This window comes from Candidatus Methylomirabilis sp. (assembly GCA_036000645.1).
Classification (GTDB): domain Bacteria; phylum Methylomirabilota; class Methylomirabilia; order Methylomirabilales; family JACPAU01; genus JACPAU01.
Window position 1 is genome coordinate 1 of sequence record DASYVA010000094.1, and the last position, 18,496, is coordinate 18,496.

Annotated in this window: 17 protein-coding genes; 2 read left to right on the top strand and 15 right to left on the bottom strand. The window is 74.1% G+C overall.

Features of this window, described 5'->3' with window-relative positions; translation table 11 throughout:
• Nucleotides 1-248: 248 nt before the first annotated feature.
• The 4 genes from nagZ to VGT06_05540 are packed head-to-tail and all read right to left on the bottom strand — an operon-like array spanning nt 249 to nt 4,468.
• Entirely contained in the window at nt 249-1,325 is a 1,077-nt protein-coding gene (gene nagZ, locus VGT06_05525) for a beta-N-acetylhexosaminidase (GenBank protein HEV8662592.1), read from the bottom strand.
• Entirely contained in the window at nt 1,322-2,128 is an 807-nt protein-coding gene (locus VGT06_05530; GenBank protein HEV8662593.1) for an ABC transporter permease, read from the bottom strand. Before VGT06_05530 ends, nagZ begins: the two co-directional genes overlap by 4 nt.
• Complete coding sequence (locus VGT06_05535; GenBank protein HEV8662594.1) at nt 2,121-3,044, bottom strand: ABC transporter permease; 924 nt, start codon at nt 3,042-3,044, stop codon at nt 2,121-2,123. The genes VGT06_05530 and VGT06_05535 overlap by 8 nt, the downstream gene beginning before the upstream one ends.
• Entirely contained in the window at nt 3,041-4,468 is a 1,428-nt protein-coding gene (locus VGT06_05540) for an ABC transporter substrate-binding protein (GenBank protein ID HEV8662595.1), read from the bottom strand. Before VGT06_05540 ends, VGT06_05535 begins: the two co-directional genes overlap by 4 nt.
• Before the next feature lie 294 nt (nt 4,469-4,762).
• Between VGT06_05540 and VGT06_05545 the strand changes: the two genes are divergently transcribed.
• Both VGT06_05545 and VGT06_05550 read left to right on the top strand, forming a co-directional pair.
• Entirely contained in the window at nt 4,763-6,562 is a 1,800-nt protein-coding gene (locus tag VGT06_05545; protein ID HEV8662596.1) for a putative glycoside hydrolase, read from the top strand.
• 8 nt (nt 6,563-6,570) lie between these two features.
• Nucleotides 6,571-7,596 carry a polysaccharide deacetylase family protein gene (locus VGT06_05550; GenBank protein ID HEV8662597.1) on the top strand — a complete coding sequence of 342 codons (1,026 nt, stop codon included), beginning with the start codon at nt 6,571-6,573 and terminating at the stop codon, nt 7,594-7,596.
• Between the two features lie 87 nt (nt 7,597-7,683).
• On the opposite strand, the gene VGT06_05555 is transcribed toward VGT06_05550, so the two are convergent.
• From VGT06_05555 to VGT06_05605, 11 genes are all read right to left on the bottom strand, one after another.
• On the bottom strand, nt 7,684-10,032 hold the full coding sequence (locus VGT06_05555; protein ID HEV8662598.1) for an exo-beta-N-acetylmuramidase NamZ domain-containing protein: 2,349 nt from the start codon (nt 10,030-10,032) through the stop codon (nt 7,684-7,686).
• Nucleotides 10,013-11,218: a pyridoxal phosphate-dependent aminotransferase gene (locus VGT06_05560; GenBank protein HEV8662599.1), complete on the bottom strand. Its 1,206-nt coding sequence runs from the start codon at nt 11,216-11,218 to the stop codon at nt 10,013-10,015. The genes VGT06_05555 and VGT06_05560 overlap by 20 nt, the downstream gene beginning before the upstream one ends.
• A gap of 1 nt (nt 11,219) precedes the next feature.
• Nucleotides 11,220-12,362, bottom strand: a complete 1,143-nt coding sequence (locus VGT06_05565; GenBank protein ID HEV8662600.1) for a hypothetical protein — start codon at nt 12,360-12,362, stop codon at nt 11,220-11,222.
• On the bottom strand, nt 12,359-13,288 hold the full coding sequence (locus VGT06_05570; protein ID HEV8662601.1) for a hypothetical protein: 930 nt from the start codon (nt 13,286-13,288) through the stop codon (nt 12,359-12,361). The genes VGT06_05565 and VGT06_05570 overlap by 4 nt, the downstream gene beginning before the upstream one ends.
• 352 nt (nt 13,289-13,640) lie before the next feature.
• Nucleotides 13,641-13,814, bottom strand: coding sequence for a hypothetical protein (locus tag VGT06_05575; GenBank protein ID HEV8662602.1), 174 nt, complete (start codon nt 13,812-13,814; stop codon nt 13,641-13,643).
• A 33-nt stretch (nt 13,815-13,847) separates the two neighbouring features.
• Complete coding sequence (locus VGT06_05580) at nt 13,848-14,240, bottom strand: hypothetical protein (protein ID HEV8662603.1); 393 nt, start codon at nt 14,238-14,240, stop codon at nt 13,848-13,850.
• 148 nt (nt 14,241-14,388) lie between these two features.
• The gene (locus tag VGT06_05585; GenBank protein HEV8662604.1) at nt 14,389-15,924 is read right to left on the bottom strand and encodes a YifB family Mg chelatase-like AAA ATPase; all 1,536 of its coding nucleotides are present in this window, start codon (nt 15,922-15,924) and stop codon (nt 14,389-14,391) included.
• A gap of 27 nt (nt 15,925-15,951) precedes the next feature.
• Nucleotides 15,952-16,170, bottom strand: coding sequence for a hypothetical protein (locus VGT06_05590; GenBank protein ID HEV8662605.1), 219 nt, complete (start codon nt 16,168-16,170; stop codon nt 15,952-15,954).
• Nucleotides 16,171-16,371: 201 nt separating this feature from the next.
• Nucleotides 16,372-17,145, bottom strand: a complete 774-nt coding sequence (locus VGT06_05595) for a 3-oxoacyl-ACP reductase family protein (GenBank protein ID HEV8662606.1) — start codon at nt 17,143-17,145, stop codon at nt 16,372-16,374.
• A complete protein-coding gene (locus tag VGT06_05600; protein ID HEV8662607.1) occupies nt 17,142-17,933 on the bottom strand; it encodes an SDR family oxidoreductase in 792 nt (263 codons plus the stop codon). Before VGT06_05600 ends, VGT06_05595 begins: the two co-directional genes overlap by 4 nt.
• A 21-nt stretch (nt 17,934-17,954) precedes the next feature.
• Complete coding sequence (locus VGT06_05605; GenBank protein HEV8662608.1) at nt 17,955-18,311, bottom strand: PilZ domain-containing protein; 357 nt, start codon at nt 18,309-18,311, stop codon at nt 17,955-17,957.
• Nucleotides 18,312-18,496: the final 185 nt, after the last annotated feature.

Sequence of the window (18,496 nt, forward strand, 5' to 3'; positions counted from 1 at the left end):
TTCTCCCGGCGGCGGCTGTAGGCGGTCTTGGGAACGTGCACCCGGGTCGGCTTGGCGACCGGCTTGCGAAGGCGGAGGCGGGGCCGCTTGCGGGGGGTGGCCATCGCCCTACGCGGCCCGCTCCGGGAGGCCCGAGGATTCCACGCAGCGGGACACCGGCGGGATCTCCTTCCGGTCGGGGTCTCTGAGGCGCAGAAGGCCGCGGCGCCCGGCCATTATACGGGAGGCTCCGGTGAATGCCAAGGGCGCTACACCGCCCAGCGGGCGAGCGCGGAGGCGGTGGCCTGGTGGGGACCGCACCCGAGGACGGCCCGCAGGGGTCCTGGCGGGAGGGGGCGCGGGAGGCCGACCTTCCGGCGGAGGGCCGCGAGGCGGGCCGCCGCCTCGGCCAGGCGCGCGGCCGGGAGGCGGCCGGCGGCAACGGCCGCCTCGACCCCGGCGCGCGCGCGGGCCTGGGCGGAGGCATCGGCGGCGATGAGGATCGCGTCGGCGCCCGCCTGCAGGGCCAGCACGGCGGCCTCCTCCACGGGCCAGGTCCGGGCGATGGCGCCCATGCCCAGGTCATCGGACATGACCACCCCGCCAAAGCCGAGGTCCCGGCGGAGGAGGCCCAGGATCCGGGGGGAGAAGGTGGCCGGGAGGTCCGGGTCCAGGGCGGGATAGCAGACGTGCGCCGTCATGATGCCCGCGACCTCCGCCGCCACCGCCGCCCGGAACGGGGCACAGGCCGTTCCCGTGAGCCACGCGGCTTCCGCCGGGACCACGGGGAGGGCCTCGTGGGAGTCCACGGCTGTCCCGCCGTGCCCGGGGAAGTGCTTGGCCGTCGCCCCCACCCCCGCCCCCTGCATCCCGCGGACCAAGGCGGCCCCCAGGGCCGCCACCGATGCCGAATCCTCCCCCAGGCACCGCTCCCCCAGGACCGGGTTCCCGGGGCCCACCCGGAGGTCCAGGACGGGCGCCAGGTTCAGGGTGACCCCGACGGCACCGAGCTCCGTGCCCAGGACGCGGCCCACCCGTTCCGCCAGCGCCACGTCCCCCGCCCGCCCCAGGGCGCCGTTCCCCGGAAGGACCGTGAACGGGGGCCCGAAGCGGCTGACGCGCCCCCCCTCCTGGTCCACCGCCACCAGGAGCGGGCGCTCTCCCCGCCACCGCTGCAGCGCCGCGGTGAGTTCCGCCACCTGCTCCGGGGCGAGGATGTTGCGCCCGAAGAGGACCACGCCCCCCGGGCGGAGCGCCTCGAACCACTCCCGGAGGGCCGCGTCCGGCGCTGTCCCCTCGAATCCCAGGAGGAAGAGGTCACCGACCGACGTCGTCCCCGTGCTCATCGCCGCCGCACATCCAGGAGGTCCCGGAGGCCGTCCCCCAGGAAGTTGAAGGCCAGGACCGTGGCCGAGACGCAGAGGCCGGGGAACAGCGTGAGGTGCGGCGCGACCAGCAGGTACTGCCGCCCCTCGTTCAGCATCGCCCCCCAGGAGGGGGTGGGGGGCTGCGCCCCCAACCCGAGGAAGGAGAGGGAGGCCTCGGCGACGACGGCCCCGGCCAGGCCGAAGGTGGCCTCCACGATGACGGGGCCCTGGATGCTCGGGAGCAGGTGGCGGAAGAGGAGGCGGCCCCGTCCGGACCCGAGCGCCGTGGCGGCCTCCACGAACTCGGCCTCCCGCACCACCAGGACCTGCCCCCGGGCGAGCCGGGCGTAGCCGACCCAGCCGATGGCGGAGAGGGCCAGGATGACGTTCGTGAGGCTCGGCCCCAGGATGGCGGCGAGGGCGATGGCGAGGAGGATGCCGGGGAAGGCCTGAAGGATGTCCACGGCCCGCATGGCGATCTCGTCGACCCAGCCGCCCCAGAGCCCGGCCGCCGCCCCAATGAGAACGCCGACGGTGAGCGAGATCCCCACCGCCAGCAGCGCCACCGTGAAAGAGACCCGTCCCCCGAACAGGACCCGGCTCAGGACATCCCGCCCGAGCCGGTCCTGGCCGAAGGGGTGGGCAAGGCTCGGGCCCTCAAGGCCCTCCCGCAGGACCTGCTGGGTCGCCGGCGCTGGGGCCAGGAGCGGCGCGAAGAGGGCCAGGCCGGCCAGGAGCGCCACCAGCAGCGAGGTGCCGAGGAGGAGGGGACGGCTACGCATCGTAGCGGATCCGGGGGTCGACCCACGCGTAGAGGCAATCGGTCGTCAGGTGGACCAGGACGTAGATCGCCGCGATGGTCATCACGCAGCCCTGCACCAGGGGGAAGTCCCGTGTCTGGATGGCGTACAGGGTCAGCCGGCCGAGCCCGGGCCACGAGAAGATGGTCTCGGTGATGATGGCGCCGGAGAGGAGCGCCCCCGCCTGCAGCCCCAGGACGGTGAGGATCGGGATGGCGGCGTTGCGGAGCGCATGGCGCAGGATCACGCGGCGCTCCGGGAGCCCCCGGGCCCGCGCCGCCGTGACGAACTCCCGGGTCAGGACCTCCGCGAGGCTGGCCCGCGTCATCCGGGAGAGGAGCGCGGCCAGGGCCAGCCCCAGGGTGAGGGCCGGCAGCACCACGGATGCCGCCCCCCCGCGGCCCGAGACCGGGAAGGTGCCGGTGCCGATGGCGAAGGCGAGGATGAGGAGCGGACCCAGGACGAAGTTCGGGACGGAGAGGCCGAGGAGGGCCGCCCCCATGGACAGCCGGTCGGCCGGGCGGCCGGCGAAGACGGCGGCGACGGTCCCGAGGGGCAGGGCCAGGGAGAGGGCGACGGCCAGGGCCGCGGCGGCGAGCTCGACCGTCGCGCGGAGGGTCCGCAGGATCATCCCCGCCACGGGCTCCTGGGTCACGAAGGAGGCCCCCAGGTCCCCGCGGGCCAGTCCCGAAAGGAAGACGCCGTACTGGGTGAGCAGCGGCAGGTCCAGGCGCAGCCGGGAGCGCAGGGCCGCCTTGGCCGCCGGCAGGGCCGTCTCCCCCAGCATGATCTCCACCGGGTCGCCGGGGATCAGGTGGATGAGCAGGAAGACGAGGGTGGCGACGCCCCACAGGATGGGGAGGAGGAGTAGGAGCCGGCGCAGGAGGAACCGTCTCATCGCGCCCAGTGCACCTCCCGGAGGGCGCTGAAGTCACCGGCAGGGAGGAGACGGAAGCCGCGGAGGTCGGCCTTGAGGGCCGCGAAGCGCACCTCGTGCCAGAGGAAGACGTAGGGGAGGTCCTCGGCCAGGATCTGCTGGACCCGGCCGTAGAGGGCCCGCCGCGCCTCCCGGTCCGCCGTCCCCCGCGCCGCCTCGAGCAGCCGGTCCACCTCCGGGTTCGCGTAGGCGCCCCGGTTCGCGCCGTGCGGGGGGACGCTCGCCGAATGGAAGATGTAGTGGAGGTAGTCCGGGTCGGCGATCCCGACCCAGGTCAGGGCGGTCACCTGGAAGTTCCCGGAGCGGATGTCGGCGAAGAAGGTCCCCCATTCGTGGCTGACGATCCGGACCCGGATGCCCACCTCTCGGAGCTGCTCCTGGACGACCTCGCCCAGCGCCCGACTCAGCTCGGCGGTCGTCGCCTTGAACGTGAGGGGGAACCGGACGCCGTCCGGCCCGGCGGGGTAGCCCGCCGCGTCCAGCATCGCCTTCGCCCGGGCGGGGTCGTGCGGGACCTGCTGCACGTCGCCCCGGTATGCCCAGTGGCGGGACGGCAGGAGCCCGGTGGCCGGCTCGGCCAGCCCGCGCATCAGGTGGGCGACCAGACCGTCGCGGTCCAGCGCCGAGGCGATGGCGGCCCGGACCCGGCGGTCCCGGAGGATCGGGTCCCGCAGGTTGAAGGCGAGATAGGTCGTGTTGCTGGAGGGCCCGGTGAGGACCTGGACGTGGGGCAGGCTCCGGACCGCCGGGAGGAGCTCCGGCGGCAGGCCCCCCGGCAGAAGGTCCACGGTCCCCTTGCGCAGCTCGAGCAGGCGCGTCGTCGCGTCCGGGATCACCCGGAACCGGAGGGAGGCGATGCGCGGGGGGCCGGCGAAGTGGTCGGGGAATGCGGTGAGCTCCACCTGCTCCCGGGGAACGAGGCGGGCGAGACGATAGGGCCCGGTGCCGACCGGAACGGCCCCGGTCGCCCCCCCACCTTCCGCGGGGCGCGGGACGACGCCGACGGCGAGCGCGGCGAGGAGCGGCGCGTACGGCCCCCGGAGATCCAGGCGGAGGGTATGGCGGTCCAGAACCCGGATGCTCTCCACCGGCTCGAGCGCGCCCCGGAGCGGGGAGCCGAGGGCCGGATCCTGGACGCTCCGGAGGGTGTAGGCCACGTCCTCCGCGGTGAGCTCCCGCCCGTCGTGGAACCGCACGCCGCGGCGGAGGGTGAACCGGTAGGCTTTCCCCCCCGTGACCTCCCAGCGCGCCGCCAGGTCCGGCACCGGCTCGGCCTGCGGGTCGAGCCGGGTCAGGCCGTTGAACAGGAGACCGCTCAGGTGCACCGAAACGGCATCGGTCGCCAGCCGCGGGTCGAGGGTGGCGGGCGCGCTTTCCAGCGCCACGGTCAGACCACCCTCCTCAGCCCTCGGGCCGCGGGCGCAGGCGCCCGCCGCCGCCAGGGTGAGGGCGCACGTCCCGGCCAGAAGGGGGCTTCTTAGCCTGAGGGCTTTCGTAACAGGTCCTCCTCCGCCGTCCTCCCGACGACAATTTCTGCATGGCCCGCGGCGCGGCCCGTTATGCCGCGGCCCGGACGCGCCGGGGCTCCCGGCCGCCGCCGCGTCCCGCGGCACCCCTCTTGCACCCCCCCTGACGACGCCTCATGGCCCAACCGCAGGTCGCCGAAAGGATGATCCGCCGTGCCCTGGAACTCCCGGCGTTCCGCCCGTCGGCCTCGCCGCAACGCTCCCCGCTGGCGCCTGTGCCTTGAGCCCGGCCTCGTCCTCACGCTGCTCCTGACGCTCCAGGTCGCGGGTCTCCTGGCGGTGCGTCCCGGCCTGCATCCCCCGCTCGCCCTGGAGCCCCCGCCGGCGGCGGCCCGTCTCGCGGAGGCTGCGCCGGCAGTGTCCACCCGCGCCGACCTCGCGGCCGCACGGACGGGGGAACAGAGCGAGCGTTTCCGCGACCCCCGGAGGCCCTCCCCCGCCCTCGGCGGGCCGGGAGCGGCGCGGGGGGCGTCCCCGCCGATCCTCGCGCAGGTGGCTTTCCCGGAGCGGCCGCCCTGGTACCGGGTGGCCCGCCCGCACCCGATCGCGGCCCCGGGCGCCCCGCGCCTCCGCGGGGTGGTCGAGGACGCGGAGACCGGCCAGCCCCTCACCGGGGCCCGCATCCTCTCCGAGGGACAGGTCCTGGCCGTCGCCGAGGAGGGCCGCTTCCAGCTCCCCTTCGCGCGCGATGGGGGAATGGTCCGCGTGAAGGCCCTGAACCACCGGGCGGCGGAGGTCCTGGTCCCCGCCGGAGAGGACCGGGAGGTGACCGTCCGCCTGGAGCCCTTCACCCCCCGGGGCGTGTACCTCACCTTCTACGGCATCGGGGACCGGGCGATCCGGGCCCGGACCCTGGAGCTTCTGGAGCGGACCCCGCTCAACACCCTCATCATCGACGTGAAGGGCGACCGGGGATTCATCTCCTACAAGAGCCAGGTTCCGCTGGCGCAGGCGATCGGGGCGACCCGGATCACCACCTTCCGCGACGTGGACGTCCTGCTGCCGACCCTCCGGGCGCAGGGGATCTACACCATCGCCCGCATCGTGACCTTCAAGGACCCGGTCCTGGCCGCGGCCCACCCCGAGTGGGCCGTCCGGGACGAGCGGACCGGGGAACCCTGGCTCGACAACGAGGGGCTCGCCTGGGTGGACCCGTTCCGGCCCGAGGTCTGGGCCTACGTCACCGCGGTTGCGCGGGAGGCGGCCGAGAAGGGGTTCGACGAGATCCAGTTCGACTACGTCCGCTTCCCCACGGACGGCCGGATCGAGCACGCGCTGTACTCCCAGCCGCCCGAGCTCACGGAGCGCCTTGCGGCGATCAATGGCTTCCTCGCGGAGGCGGCCGCGGCCGTGAAGCCCCTCGGCGCCTTCGTGGCCGCCGATGTCTTCGGCTACACCCTCTGGCGCACCGACGACACCGGCATCGGCCAGCGGATCGAGGACATGGCCCGCCACGTGGACGTCCTCTCGCCGATGGTCTATCCCTCCTCCTACCACCTGGGGATCCCGGGGTACCGCTACTCGGTCGCCTACCCCTACGAGATCGTCTACCGGAGCCTCGCGCGGGGCCGCCAGCGCCTCCGGGGGCACCCGGTCCGGATCCGTCCCTGGCTGCAGGACTTCCGCGACTACGCCTTTGACCGCCGCCGGTACACCCGCGACGACGTCCTCGCCCAGACCCGGGCCTCCGAAGAGGCGGTCGGCGTGGACGGCTGGATGCTCTGGAACCCGCGCTCCCGGTACACGGCGGACGCCCTGGTGGCCCGGCGGAGCGAGAACGGGGCCGTGCCGGCGGCGGAGGCCGTCGAGGCTGCGCCGGAGACGGAGACGGAAACCGCCCACATCGTGCCGGCGGCCGCGGCGGCCCATGGTGCGCCTACGCCGGAGGTCGTCGAGGCCACTGCCCTGACAGAGGCGGCCGAGCCCGCGCCCCCCGACGGGGTTCTCCCATAGCCCCCGGAGTGAGCCGGCGCGGCCTCCTCCTCGCCGCCGCGGGGGGCCTCTGTCTGCTCGCGGGCGCGGGGGCCGCCTCCCGCCTCGCCCTGGCGCCCCCCGCAACGGCCGCCCCCCCGCCCCTCGCGGTCCTCCCCGCCCGGCCGCCGAACGAGGTGGGGCAGATCCTGATCCTGGAGTACCACCGGATCGGCCCGGCCGAGGACCGATGGACGCGGAGCGTGGAGAACTTCCGCGCCGACCTCTCCCGTCTCTACGAGGAGGGCTACCGGCCCGTCCGGCTCGGGGACCTCCTCGACGGCCGGATCGACCTGCCCGCAGGCCTCAGCCCCGTCGTCCTCACCTTCGATGACTCCTCGCCCGGCCAGTTCCGGTACCTGGAGCAGGACGGGGACGTCCAGATTGACCCGGACTCGGCCGTCGGCATTCTCCTGGACTTTCACCGGGGTCACCCCGACTTCGCGGCCCGGGCCACCTTCTACGTGCTGCCGGCCGCCGCACAGCCGCACCGGCTCTTCGGCCAGCCGGCCCACGAGCGGCAGAAGCTCCGCCACCTGGTGGAGCTGGGATTCGAGATCGGCAACCACACCCTCTGGCACGCCAACCTGGGCCGGGCCGACGCGGCCACGATCCGCTACCAGCTCGCCTCGGCCCTGCGGGTCATCCAGGAGGCGGTCCCGGGGTACCGCGTCCGGACGTTGGCCCTCCCCTTCGGCGCCTACCCCTCCGACCTGGCCGCCGCCGTTGCGGGAGAGGCCCACGGAATCGCCTACCGCCACGAGGCGATCCTGATGGTCGCGGGGGGACCTGCGCCCTCGCCCTTCGCCGCCGCCTTCGACCCGCTCCACCTCCCCCGGATCCAGGCCACGTCCGCGGAGCTCACGCGCTGGCTCGACCACTTCGCCCGCCAACCGGGTGAGCGCTTCGTGAGCGACGGCGATCCGGCCGCCGTCACCGTCCCCCGGTCCCGCGCGCATCTCCTCCGCACTCCGCTGCCCGGCCAGACCGTGGCGCGCCTCGGTTCCGGATCCTAACACCAACGACATACGTCGTGTGACAGACGGTCCGGGTGGCGCCGGTGCCAGGACCCGGACCGTGTCGCGTTCATGCGGTCGTTTGCATTAGTAGAGCAGGTACCGCTCCCGCACCCGGAGGAAGGCCTCCAGCGCCTCCGGCTCCGCCTCCGCCGCCGCCCGCCCGTCTCCCCGCCGGAGCCACTCCATCGCCGTCCGGTTCCCGAGGAGCTGCTGCACCTTCTCCAGCTCGAAGGTCCCGGGGTAGAGCCGGTGCAGGGCGGCGCCGATCTCGAGGCCGGTGCGGACGGCCCGGAAGCTCTCCCGGTCCGTGAGGAGGAGCCGCACCCCCTGGCAGGCCTCCCCCGCGTAGACGGACGCCCGGGGGGTGAAGCGCGTGGGGTCGAACCGGACGCCGGGGAGCTGCAGGGCAACGAGAGCGGCGGCCAGCGCCTCCCCGTTGATCCAGGGAGCCCCCAGAACCTCGAAGGGGAGCTCGGTCCCCCGACCCACGGAGACGTTGGCCGACTCCAGCAGGCCCACCGCCGGGTACAGGGTGGCCGCCGCGAGGCTCCGGATGTTGGGGGAGGGGTTCACCCAGGGGAGTCCGGTCTGGTCGAACCACTGCTCCCGCTTCCATCCCCGGACCGGAATGACCGTCAGCTCCGCTCCCGTCCCCCGCTCGCCGTTGAAGAGACGGGCCAGCTCCCCCACGGTCATCCCGTGGCGGATGGGGAGGGGGTGGTAACCGGTGAAGGAGGTCAGGTCGGGGTCCAGGACCGGTCCTTCCACGATGCGCCCGGTGATGGGATTCGGGCGGTCCAGGACCACGACCGGCAGACCCTCCAGGGCGGCCGCCTCCAGGACGTACCCCAGGGTGGTGATGTAGGTGTAGAAGCGGGTCCCCACGTCCTGCAGGTCGAAGAGGAGGAGGTCGAGGCCCCGGAGCATCGGGGGCATGGGGCGCAGCGTGGATCCGTAGAGGCTGTACACCGGCAGCCCGGAGGCGGCGTCGGTGGCCGCCGGGATCGGACCCTCCGCGGTCCCGCCCAGGCCGTGCTCCGGACTGAAGAGGGCCCGCAGCCGGACCCCTCCGTCCCGCAGCAAGTCCGCCGTCCGGTGCCCCTCCCGGTCCTGCCCCGTCTGGTTGGTGACCAGCCCGACCCTCTGGCCCATGAGGGGGACCCAGGCCAGGCTCTCCAGAACCTCCACCCCCGGCCGGACGGCGACCGTCGCCTCCCCCGGCTCCGGATCGGGGCCGTCCAGGAGGGCCCGCCCCGCCGCCGACGTCACGGCTCCCCGGAGCCCGGTGAGGTCGCCGGTGCCATCCGGATGGACGCGGTTGCTGAGGAAGACCACGACGGTCTCGGTGGGCTGGTCGATCCAGAGGGCGGTCCCCGTGAATCCGGTGTGACCGAAGGAGCCGGGGGAGGTGTGGATCCCCCGGACGGCGGCGGGAGAGTCCACGTCCCAGCCCAGCGTCCGCCGGCCGCGGGCGCCCGGGAGGGGAAGCGGGCTCACCATGCGGGCCACCGTCCGGGGCTGAAGGATCCGCCCGCCCCCGTAGGCGCCGCCGTTCAGCATCGCCTGGGCGAAGCGGGCCAGGTCCTCGGCCGTCGAGAAGAGGCCGGCGTGGCCCGCCGCGCCCCCCATCCGGAAGGCCAGCGGGTCGTGGACGACCCCGTGGCGCACGAGCCCATCCACCATCTGCGTCGGGGCGATGCGGTCCCGCCAGGCTTCCGGCGGGTTGAAGGCACTGTCGCGCATCCCCAGGCGCGCGAAGATCCGCTCCTGCGCCAGGACCGGGAGGGGCCGCCCCGTGACCCGCTCCAGGAGCGCCCCCAGGAGGATGTAGTTCAAATCGCCGTAGAGGTAGCGGGCGCCCGGGGGGTGAAGCGGCCGCTCCCGCCGGATCGCCTGGAGGACGGCGGCCAGCCCCTTCGAGGCGTCTTCCCGGGGCAGGCCGGGGGGGAGACCCGAGGTGTGCACGAGGAGCTGCTCCAGCGTCGCCCGGCCGGCCGGGTGCCCTCGAAACTCCGGCAGGTGCCGCTGCAGGGGGTCCCCGAGGCGGACCCGGCCCTCCTCCACGAGCTGGAGAACGAGGGGGACCGTCACCACGACCTTGGTGAGGGAGGCGACGTCGAAGATGGTGGTGAGGTTCATCGGACGGCGCTCGGGCAGGAGCGCCCGATCCCCCACCGCGCGCCAGAAGACCACGTGCCCCTGCCGCGCCACGAGGACGACCGCTCCGGGGAGGCGCCGCTCGCCGACCGCCTCCTGGAGGAGGTCCTCGATCTCCTGCAGGCGCATCGCCGACATGCCGGCGGCCGCCGGCTCGGCCAGCGTGAGGGAGCGGGGCGGGGCGGCGGATCCGGGAGAGGGGAGGAGGAGCGCGCCCAGCGCCAGCAGGGCCGGCGCGGCGAGCGCGCAGGGGCGGCTACAGGACGGCCAGGGCATCGCGCATCCGACGGAGGGCCTCCCGCAGGCGGTCTTCACCCGCCGCGTAGGAGAGGCGCAGGTATCCCTCCCCGTTCGCGCCGAAGGCGGTGCCGGAGAGGAGGGCCACACCCGCCTCGTGGAGGAGGAAGTCCGCGAGGGCCTGGGCGGGCCGGCCGAGACCGGAGACGTTCGGGAAGGCGTAGAAGGCCCCGCGGGGGGCAAGGCAGCGCACCCCCGGGATCCCGTTCAGGCCGGCCACCACCAGGTCCCGGCGCCGGCGAAAGGCGGCCACCATGGCGGCGACCGGCTCCTGGTCTCCTGTCAGCGCCGCCCACCCGGCCCGCTGGGTGAAGCTCGCGGTGCAGGAATTGGAGTTGACCATGAGCCGGGCCATCGCTTCGGCCCACGGCCGGGGCATGACCCCGAAGCCGAGGCGCCATCCGGTCATCGCGTAGGTCTTCGAGAAGCCATCCAGGAGGATCACCCGCTCCTTCAGCCCGGGGAGGCTCAGGATGCTCCGGTGCTCCCCCTCGTAGAGGAACCGGTGGTAGACCTCGTCGGCCAGGACCGGGACCCCGTGGCGGCCGGTGATCTCGGCCATGGCCTCCAGGTCCTCGAGGCCGAGGACGCCGCCCGTCGGGTTCTGCGGGGAGTTGAGGATGAGGAGCGCGGTGCGCGGGTTCACCGCGGCAGCCAACGCGTCCAGGTCGAAGGCGAAGCCCTGGGCCTCGCGCAGGGGGACCGGGACGGGTCGGCCGCCGGCGAAGGCGGCCACCGAGCGGTAGATCGGGAAGCCGGGGTCGGGGTAGATGACCTCCCGCCCGGGCTCGACCAGGGCGAGGGCGGCGAAGAACATGATGGGCTTCGCTCCCGGGGTCACCACCACCTCCTCGGGGTGGACCGGCACGCCGCACCGCGCGGCCACGGCCTCGGCGATGGCCTCCCTGAGCTCGGGCAAACCGGCCGGCGGCCCGTAGCGCGTGTGGCCCTCCTCCAGCGCCCGCACGGCCGCCTCCCGGATGAAGGCCGGGGTGGGAAAGTCGGGCTCTCCGATCTCGAGGTGGATGACGTCCCGGCCGGCGGCCTCCAGGGCCCGGGCCTGCACCAGGACATCGAAAGCCCCCTCGCTTTCCAGGCGCCCGATGCGGGCGGCCAGGGCGACCGCCGCACCCGTCCGACTTCCGCTCCCCTCCGCGCGACTCACCCTACCGCTCCCCGGAGAGGCGGCCCGGTGCCCCGCGCCCCTCCCCCACCGCCGTGCCCAGCCCCGCCGCCGTGAGAAGCGTCCGCGCCGCCGCGTCCGCCCCCGTCGGCTCCAGGCGCTCCCGCGGGAGGGGCGCCCCCACCACCTTCTGGAGGGCCGGCCCCCACCGCCCGGCCAGCAGGTCCTCGTTGGAGATGAAGGTCGCCACCGTGTAGCGGTGCAGCCCCGTGACCAGGGGCCCGTACTCGGCGAACTCCCCCCGCGAGGTGTAGACCACGGGGATCCGGTGCGCCAGGCACTCCGACACGATCCCGTAGCCGGGCTTGGTGATCACGGCATCCGCCGCGCCCACCAGCTCGTCGTGGCGGACCCGGTCCGGAGGAACGCCCAGCACATTGGGCGGGGCCCCCGCGACCGGCCGCCCGACGGCGAAGCGGTAGCCGCTCAGGTGCCCCAGCCGACTGAAGTCGATCCCGTACAGGTCGAAGCCACCGAAGGAGAGGACGACCAGCGGCTCCTCCCCGGAGAGGCCGAGGACCCCGCGGACGGCCGCCCGGTCCCGGGGCACGCGCCGGGCGATCAGCGGAACGTCCCGGACGGCGGGGAAGGCGCTGAGGTCCCCGTGGAGCGGTAACCGGAGGAGCAGGGTGGAGCGGCCGTAGGCCTCCCGGATCTGGCGGAGAAGGGGGGCGAAGGCCGGCTCCTGGGCGACGTAGGGGGCATAGATCCAGTCCCAGGAGAAATTGGTGATGGCGATCCCCGGCACCCCCGCGGCGCTGGCCGCCTCGAAGGCGAGGGGGGGAATGTCTCCCACCACGAGGGCCGCCCCCACCTGCCGCAGCCAGCGGCCCTCGGAATCGGCCCGGTCGGGGCGCTCGGCCAGGAAGGTCGCATACGCCCGCAGGGAGGCGGTCTTGTCCAGGCGGAGCGAGTCGTGCTGGACGGTCCCCACGTCCACCGCCCCCGGGACCACCGTGACGGCCTCCCCGAGGTGCGCCGCGAAGAGCGCGGGGAGCACCGCGGTCCGGGCGATCAGGCGCACGGCCGGTTCGGCCTCCCGGAGCGCCTGCATGACGGCGATCATCCGGGTGGCGTGGCCGAACCCGTGGCCGGTGATGTAGAAGACGATGGCCGGAGCGCTCATGACGGGGCGTACTGGGGGAAGACGCGGCGGATGGCCTCCGGCGCGCTCCCGGCCGCGAGCGGGGGGATGAGGGCCGGAGCATAGGCCCGGCTCGCCGCGAAGGTCACGAGCCCGGCGGCGAGCGGCTCCCCCGCCTCCGTCACGAGGTAGGCCGGGGCCAGCCAGCTCCGCCCCTTCCGATCGGCGGGCACCACCGCCTGCCGTTTCCCCCAGAGCAGGACGCGGGTCCCGTTCGCCGCGCGCCCCTGGACCGTGATCTCGAGCCGGGTGCTCACCCCGACCTCCTGCGCCCGTAAGGCCCCGAGCCACCAGCCGATCTCGTCCAGGGCGATGTGGGGGAACCCGCGGAAGAGGCGCCCGTCCTCGCCCTGGTACGGCGCGCGGGGCTCGTAGAGCTTCCAGACGAACGTGGCATCGTGGTCGAACCGGAGCTGGAGCCCGAGCGGGTTCCTGCTCCCGCAGGCCAGACACCACTCGAGCCCCGGGACCGGGTGGGCCGGCCGGCTCCGCCCCCCCCAGCCGGCGAGGTCCGCCCCGGGGGGGAGCCGGATGGGCTCCCCCGGGCGGAGCTCCCCCTCGACGAGCGGTCCCTCGGGCGGGCCGAGCCGGACCGCCACGCGCCACGAAGGCTCCCGGGCCTCGAGGGCCACGGCCACGGGGACTGCAGTGCCGAGGGGGAGCGGCTTGCGAAGGGCCGCGCTGGTGGTGAGGGCGCCTGCTTCCGGGGGCGCGATGCCGGCCAGCCCGAGGAGCCGGGCCCCCGCCTCGGCGATCGCCGCCGTCACGGCCCCGCCGTGAGCGGTCCCCGGGTATCCGCTCTGCAGCTCCGGCAGGAAGGTGAGGGTCCCCTCGAGGCGCGGCGCCGGCCCCGGCGCCGGCCGGAGGCGGAGGGTCTCCCGGAACACCTCCTCTAGGGTCACCGGCATCGCCCCCAGCGCCTCCGGCTCATTCCGGGGTCCACACCGGGCACGCCCTTCCCCCGATGCAGGGGGCGATGGCGAAGGCCTCCCTCCGCACGGCGGTGCGCCCGGCGTCGGAAGAGACTAACTCCAGGGAGACAGAAGGGGGGAGGGACCTGAAGAGCGCCAGGAAGGGACCGAGACCCTCGCCGACCACCCCCACCGCTTTTCCCCACTCCCGCACGCCACCACTCCTCCCGGGTCCTGCGCCGCAGGCTAGCACAGGGCGGGCGGATTGCCCACGGGTTTTGCGGGGATCAGCGGGGGGTGGCGGGAGGCACCACCTGCCGCAGGGACGCGACGGGGGGCCGCTCCTGACTCACTTCTGCCGCAGCAGGACCCAGAGCATCCGGAGGGCGCCCCAGAGCGCCACCAGCATCCCGGCCAGCGTGACCGGAAACGCCAGGGTGGCAGCAAGCTGGCTTGCCCCGAGGCCAACACCCCCCAGGATCAGGAGCAGACCCAGGAGCGTGATCCCGATGGGGCCGCTCACGGCGTATCCCGGTGCACCTCGAGAGCGGGGGCGTCAGGCCCGCGCGAGCAACTCGTCGATCTTCGTGAGGATCTCGGTGGCGGTGGCCTTGTCCCGCTGAATCGTTCCGCGTTGGGCGTCCACGCGGACCTTGACGCCGGAGGGCTGGACCCGGTCCACATTGATCACGATCTTCAGGCTCCGGGCGAAGGTGGTCAGCTCCAGGCGCTCCTCGTTCATCCCCGCCTTCTGGCGCTCCTCCCGGGCAATCGGGGTCATCTCCAGCGCCTCGAGGGCCTCGCGGGCCGCCCGCTCAACCCGGGCGAATTCCGCCTCGAAGGTCTTCTCCGCCTGGTTCAGTTGGGTGTAGGCGATCCCGCCGCCGATGGCCGCGGCCCCCCCCAGCACGACCAGGGGGCAGCCACCCAGGAGAGCCGCCGCGGCCACGAGGCTGACGCTTGCCAAGGCTTGTCGTATCTTCCGTCGGCTCATTGCGCGATTTCCTCCGTTGTCAGGATACCCTCCCGGCACCGGCGTCGTCGGGCGCCGCCGCCACCGCTCCGGGATCCGCCGGCGCCCCGCCCGCCCGGCCACGCTACGAGACGGCCAGGGCCCGGTCCAGGGCCCGGTACTGGATCGCCTCCGCAAGGTGGGGCGGGGCGACAGCCGCTGCGTCCTCCAGGTCGGCGATGGTCCGGGCGACCTTCAGCACCCGGTCGTAGGCCCGGGCCGAGAGGCCGAGACGCGTCACCGCCTGCTCCAGGAGGCGCTCCCCCTCGCCATCCAGGGGGCAGTGGCGGCGGATCCGCCGCCCGGTCATGTGGGCGTTGCAGGTGATCCGCGCCCGGGCGAACCGCTGCGTCTGGAGCTGCCGCGCGGCGGCCACCCGCTTGCGGATGGCCGCCGACGGCTCGGCCTCCGCCCCGGCCCGCAGGTCCGGTGCCCGGACCGGGGGGACCTCCACGTGCAGGTCGATGCGATCGAGCAGCGGGCCCGAGACGCGGGCGCGGTAGCGCTGGATCTCCCCCGGGGAGCAGCGGCAGGCCTTCTGGGGGTCCGTCAGGTGCCCACAGGGGCAGGGGTTCATGGCGCCGACCAACGTGAAGCGGGCGGGGAACGCGAGGACGGAGGCGGCGCGGGCGACCGTGACGAAGCCTTCCTCGAGGGGCTGGCGGAGCGCCTCCAGGACGTGGCGCTTGAATTCGGGCAGCTCGTCCAAGAAGAGAACTCCGTTGTGGGCCAGGCTCACCTCCCCGGGGCGCGGGACCGAGCCGCCGCCGATGAGGCCGGCGTCGGAGATGCTGTGGTGCGGGGCGCGGAAGGGCCGCGCCCGGAGGAGCGCGGCGCCCTCGCGCAGGAGGCCACAGACGCTGTGGATCTTGGTGGCGGCGATGGCCTCCTCCAGGGTGAGAGGCGGGAGGATGCCCGGGAGCCGCTTCGCCAGCATCGTCTTGCCGGCGCCCGGCGGGCCGATGAGGAGGACGTTGTGCCCGCCTGCCGCGGCGACCTCGAGGGCCCGCTTCGCGTGCGCCTGCCCCCGGACCTCGGCGAAGTCCTCCTCTGGGGCATCCGCCCCGGCGAGGGTCGAGGCCGGGTCCACCGCGACGGGGGCCAGGGAGAGCGCCCCCCGGAGGAACCCTACCACCTGGGGCAGGCTCTCCACGCCGTAGACCTGGATCCCCTCGACCACCGCCGCCTCCGTCGCGTTGGCCTGGGGGAGGAGCAGGCCCTGGAGCCCGGTCTCGGCTGCCGCCACCGCAACCGGGAGCCCGCCCCGGATCGGGCGGACCGCGCCGTCGAGGGCGAGCTCCCCCAGCAGGAGGAACCGGCCGAGAGGCTCCTGGGGGAGCGCCCCGGAAGCCGCCAGGATCCCGACGGCGATCGGCAGGTCGAAGGCGGCCCCTTCCTTCCGGATGTCGGCGGGGGCCAAGTTCACCGTGATCCTCCGCGCGGGGAACTCGAACCCGGTGTTCGTGAGGGCGGCCTTGACCCGGTCCTTCGCCTCTCGGACAGCGACGTCCGGGAGGCCCACGGTGGCGAAGGAGGGAAGCCCGGGTGCGAGGTCCACCTCCACCTCCACCACGTAGGCGTCGATGCCCAACAGGGCACCCGTCAGGACCTTGGCCAGCACCGCCGCGCCCCCCTCGCGGACCGCGCCTCAGGCCTTCTTCGCCGCCCTCCGCCGGCCGCGGCGCCCGGCCCGGCGGCGCCGCCGCCGCCGCTGCCCGCCCGCCTTGACCGCGACGATCGCGTAGCCCATCTTCGCCAGCGCGCGGTTGAGCGCCCGCACGAGGAGCCCCTCGCGCTTGCTCAGCCGCTTGCGCTCCTCCAGGACCGTGTCCACCGACCGCACGAGGTCCACCAGACGCTTGGCCATCCCCCGCTCCTCTATCTCCGGGTGGCCCTCCCGCCCCCGCCCGACCGAATCACGGGCCACGCCAGTGGGTTGTCAGTTTGCGGTCGTGCCGTTCAACACCAGAAAACTCGGAAAGCAAGTGCGGCGGGGAGTGGACTCACGGTAGAGAAATTCCGCACAGCCGTCAACCGCAAAAACCCCGTCGGCCCGCGCGGGCCGGCACTACGCGATGGTCCAGCCGCCGTCGATCACGAAGGTCTGCCCGGTCACGTAGTCGGAAGCGGGAGAGGCAAGGTAGAGGGCGAGAGGGCCGATGTCCTGCGGCGTGCCGGGCCGGCCCCACGGGATCTGGGCGACGAAGCGCGCGAGACGCGCGGGGTCCGCCTCGAGGTAGGCTCGGTTGATGTCGGTGCGCACGAACCCCGGAGCGATGGCATTGACGTTGATCCCGTGCTCGGCCCACTCCAGGGCGAGCGAGCGGGTGAGTTGCGTGACCGCGGCCTTGGTCGCCGAGTAGAGCGCCCGCTCCGGGAGCCCGATGAAGGCCCCGACGGAGGAGAGGTTGATGATCTTGCCCCGGCGGCGGGCCATCATCGGCCGGCTCGCGGCCACGGCGCAGAGGAAGACCCCCTTCACGTTGATCGCCAGCTCCCGGTCCAGCTCGGCCTCGGTCATCTCCTGGGCGGGCTTCCGGGTGAGGACGGCGGCGTTGTTCACCAGGATATCGAGGCGCCCCCACTCCCGGAGGGCGCGCGCGACGGCCGCCTCCGCGTCGGCCTGGCGGGAGACGTCCCCGGCGACCGGGAGCGCCGTGACCCCCCGGGCCGCAAGGGCCGAGGCCGCCTCCTCCCCCTTCGCCTTCCGCCGGTTCACCAGGAGCAGGCGGGCCCCCGCCGCCCCGAGCGACTCGGCGATCCCCAGGCCGATCCCCTGGCTCCCGCCCGTCACGACCGCCACCTGCCCCTCGAGAGAGAAGGGGGGAGGGGCGCCCGTCACAGCAGCCCCCGGGTAAACCCGCCGTCCACCGGGATCGTGCAGCCGGTGATGAAGGAGGCCCGCTCCGAGGCCAGGAAGACGACCAGGTTCGCCAGCTCTTCGGGGGTGCCGATCCGGCCGAGGGGGACCTCCTTCGCCCGGGCGGCGATGAGCTCCTCCACCGGGATGCCCTGGCGTGCGGCGGCGGCCCGATGAACGCCGAGAAACCGGTCCGTCATCGTGTAGCCGGGGCAGACGGTGTTGACCAGGATCCCGTCCCGCCCCAGCTCGTTGGCGAGGGACTTGGCCAGGCCGGCGACGCCGGCCCGGAGGGTGTTGGAGAGGATCAGGTTGTCCAGGGGCTGCTTGATCGAGACCGACATGATATTGATGACGCGCCCCCCCCGCTGCTGCCGCATCCGGGGGATGACGGCGCCGCAGAGCCGGAGCGTGCTGAGGAGGGTCAGCGTGATGGCCTCCTGCCAATCCTGCTCCGTCAGGTCGGCGAAGGTCCCGGGCTTCGGGCCGCCCGCGTTATTGACCAGGATGTCGATGCGGCCGAAGCGGGCCGTGACGGCCTCGACCAGGCGCCGGATCTCCTCCGGTTTCGTCAGGTCGGTGGGGAGGGCGAACACCTCGGCCCCGGTCTGACGCCGGATCTCCCGGGCCGTCTCCTCCAGGGCGGCGGCTGTCCGGGCGCAGCAGGCCACCGCCGCCCCCTCCGCGGCCAGCCCCAGGGCGCAGGCCCGCCCGATGCCGGTGCTGGACGCCGCAACCAGCGCCACCTTCCCCTTCAGGCCCAGCTCCACGCTCTCGCCCGCCCCCTCCCCTCAGGCCGGCCGGGTCTGGATCCACTCCTGCAGGACCTGGAGGCTTGCGGCCGGGGTCTCCAGGAACTCGACGCCGGTCCGGTAGATGAGCACCTGCTCCGGCCCCCCGCGGCTCTGGATCTGGTGGATGCCGCTGCGGATCACCCGGCAGCGGAGGCGCACCTCCTGGCCGGAGGCCGAGATCACCAGCACGTAGGGTTGACCGATCCGGACGGCGTGGGCGTGCTCCAGCAGGGCCCCCGTGGTGCTGAGGTTCACCAGGGTGCCTTCCGCGCTGGTGAAGATGGTCCCCCCCAGCGGCTCCCGGAGGACGATGCGCGGCGCCCGCCGGCGCTCCTCATACGGCGTCTCCCCCATCCTCCCCTCCCCGCCCCTGCCCCTCCGCCGGCGGCGCTCTAGTGCCGCTCCAACTTGATACGCCGAATTTGTGCCGGGTGCATCAAGGCAACTGTCGCGGCCGCGCGCAACGAGAGCGTTGCCACAAATCGTTGGAACAGCGCTAATACCAACGACATACATCGTGTGACAGACGGTCCGGGTGG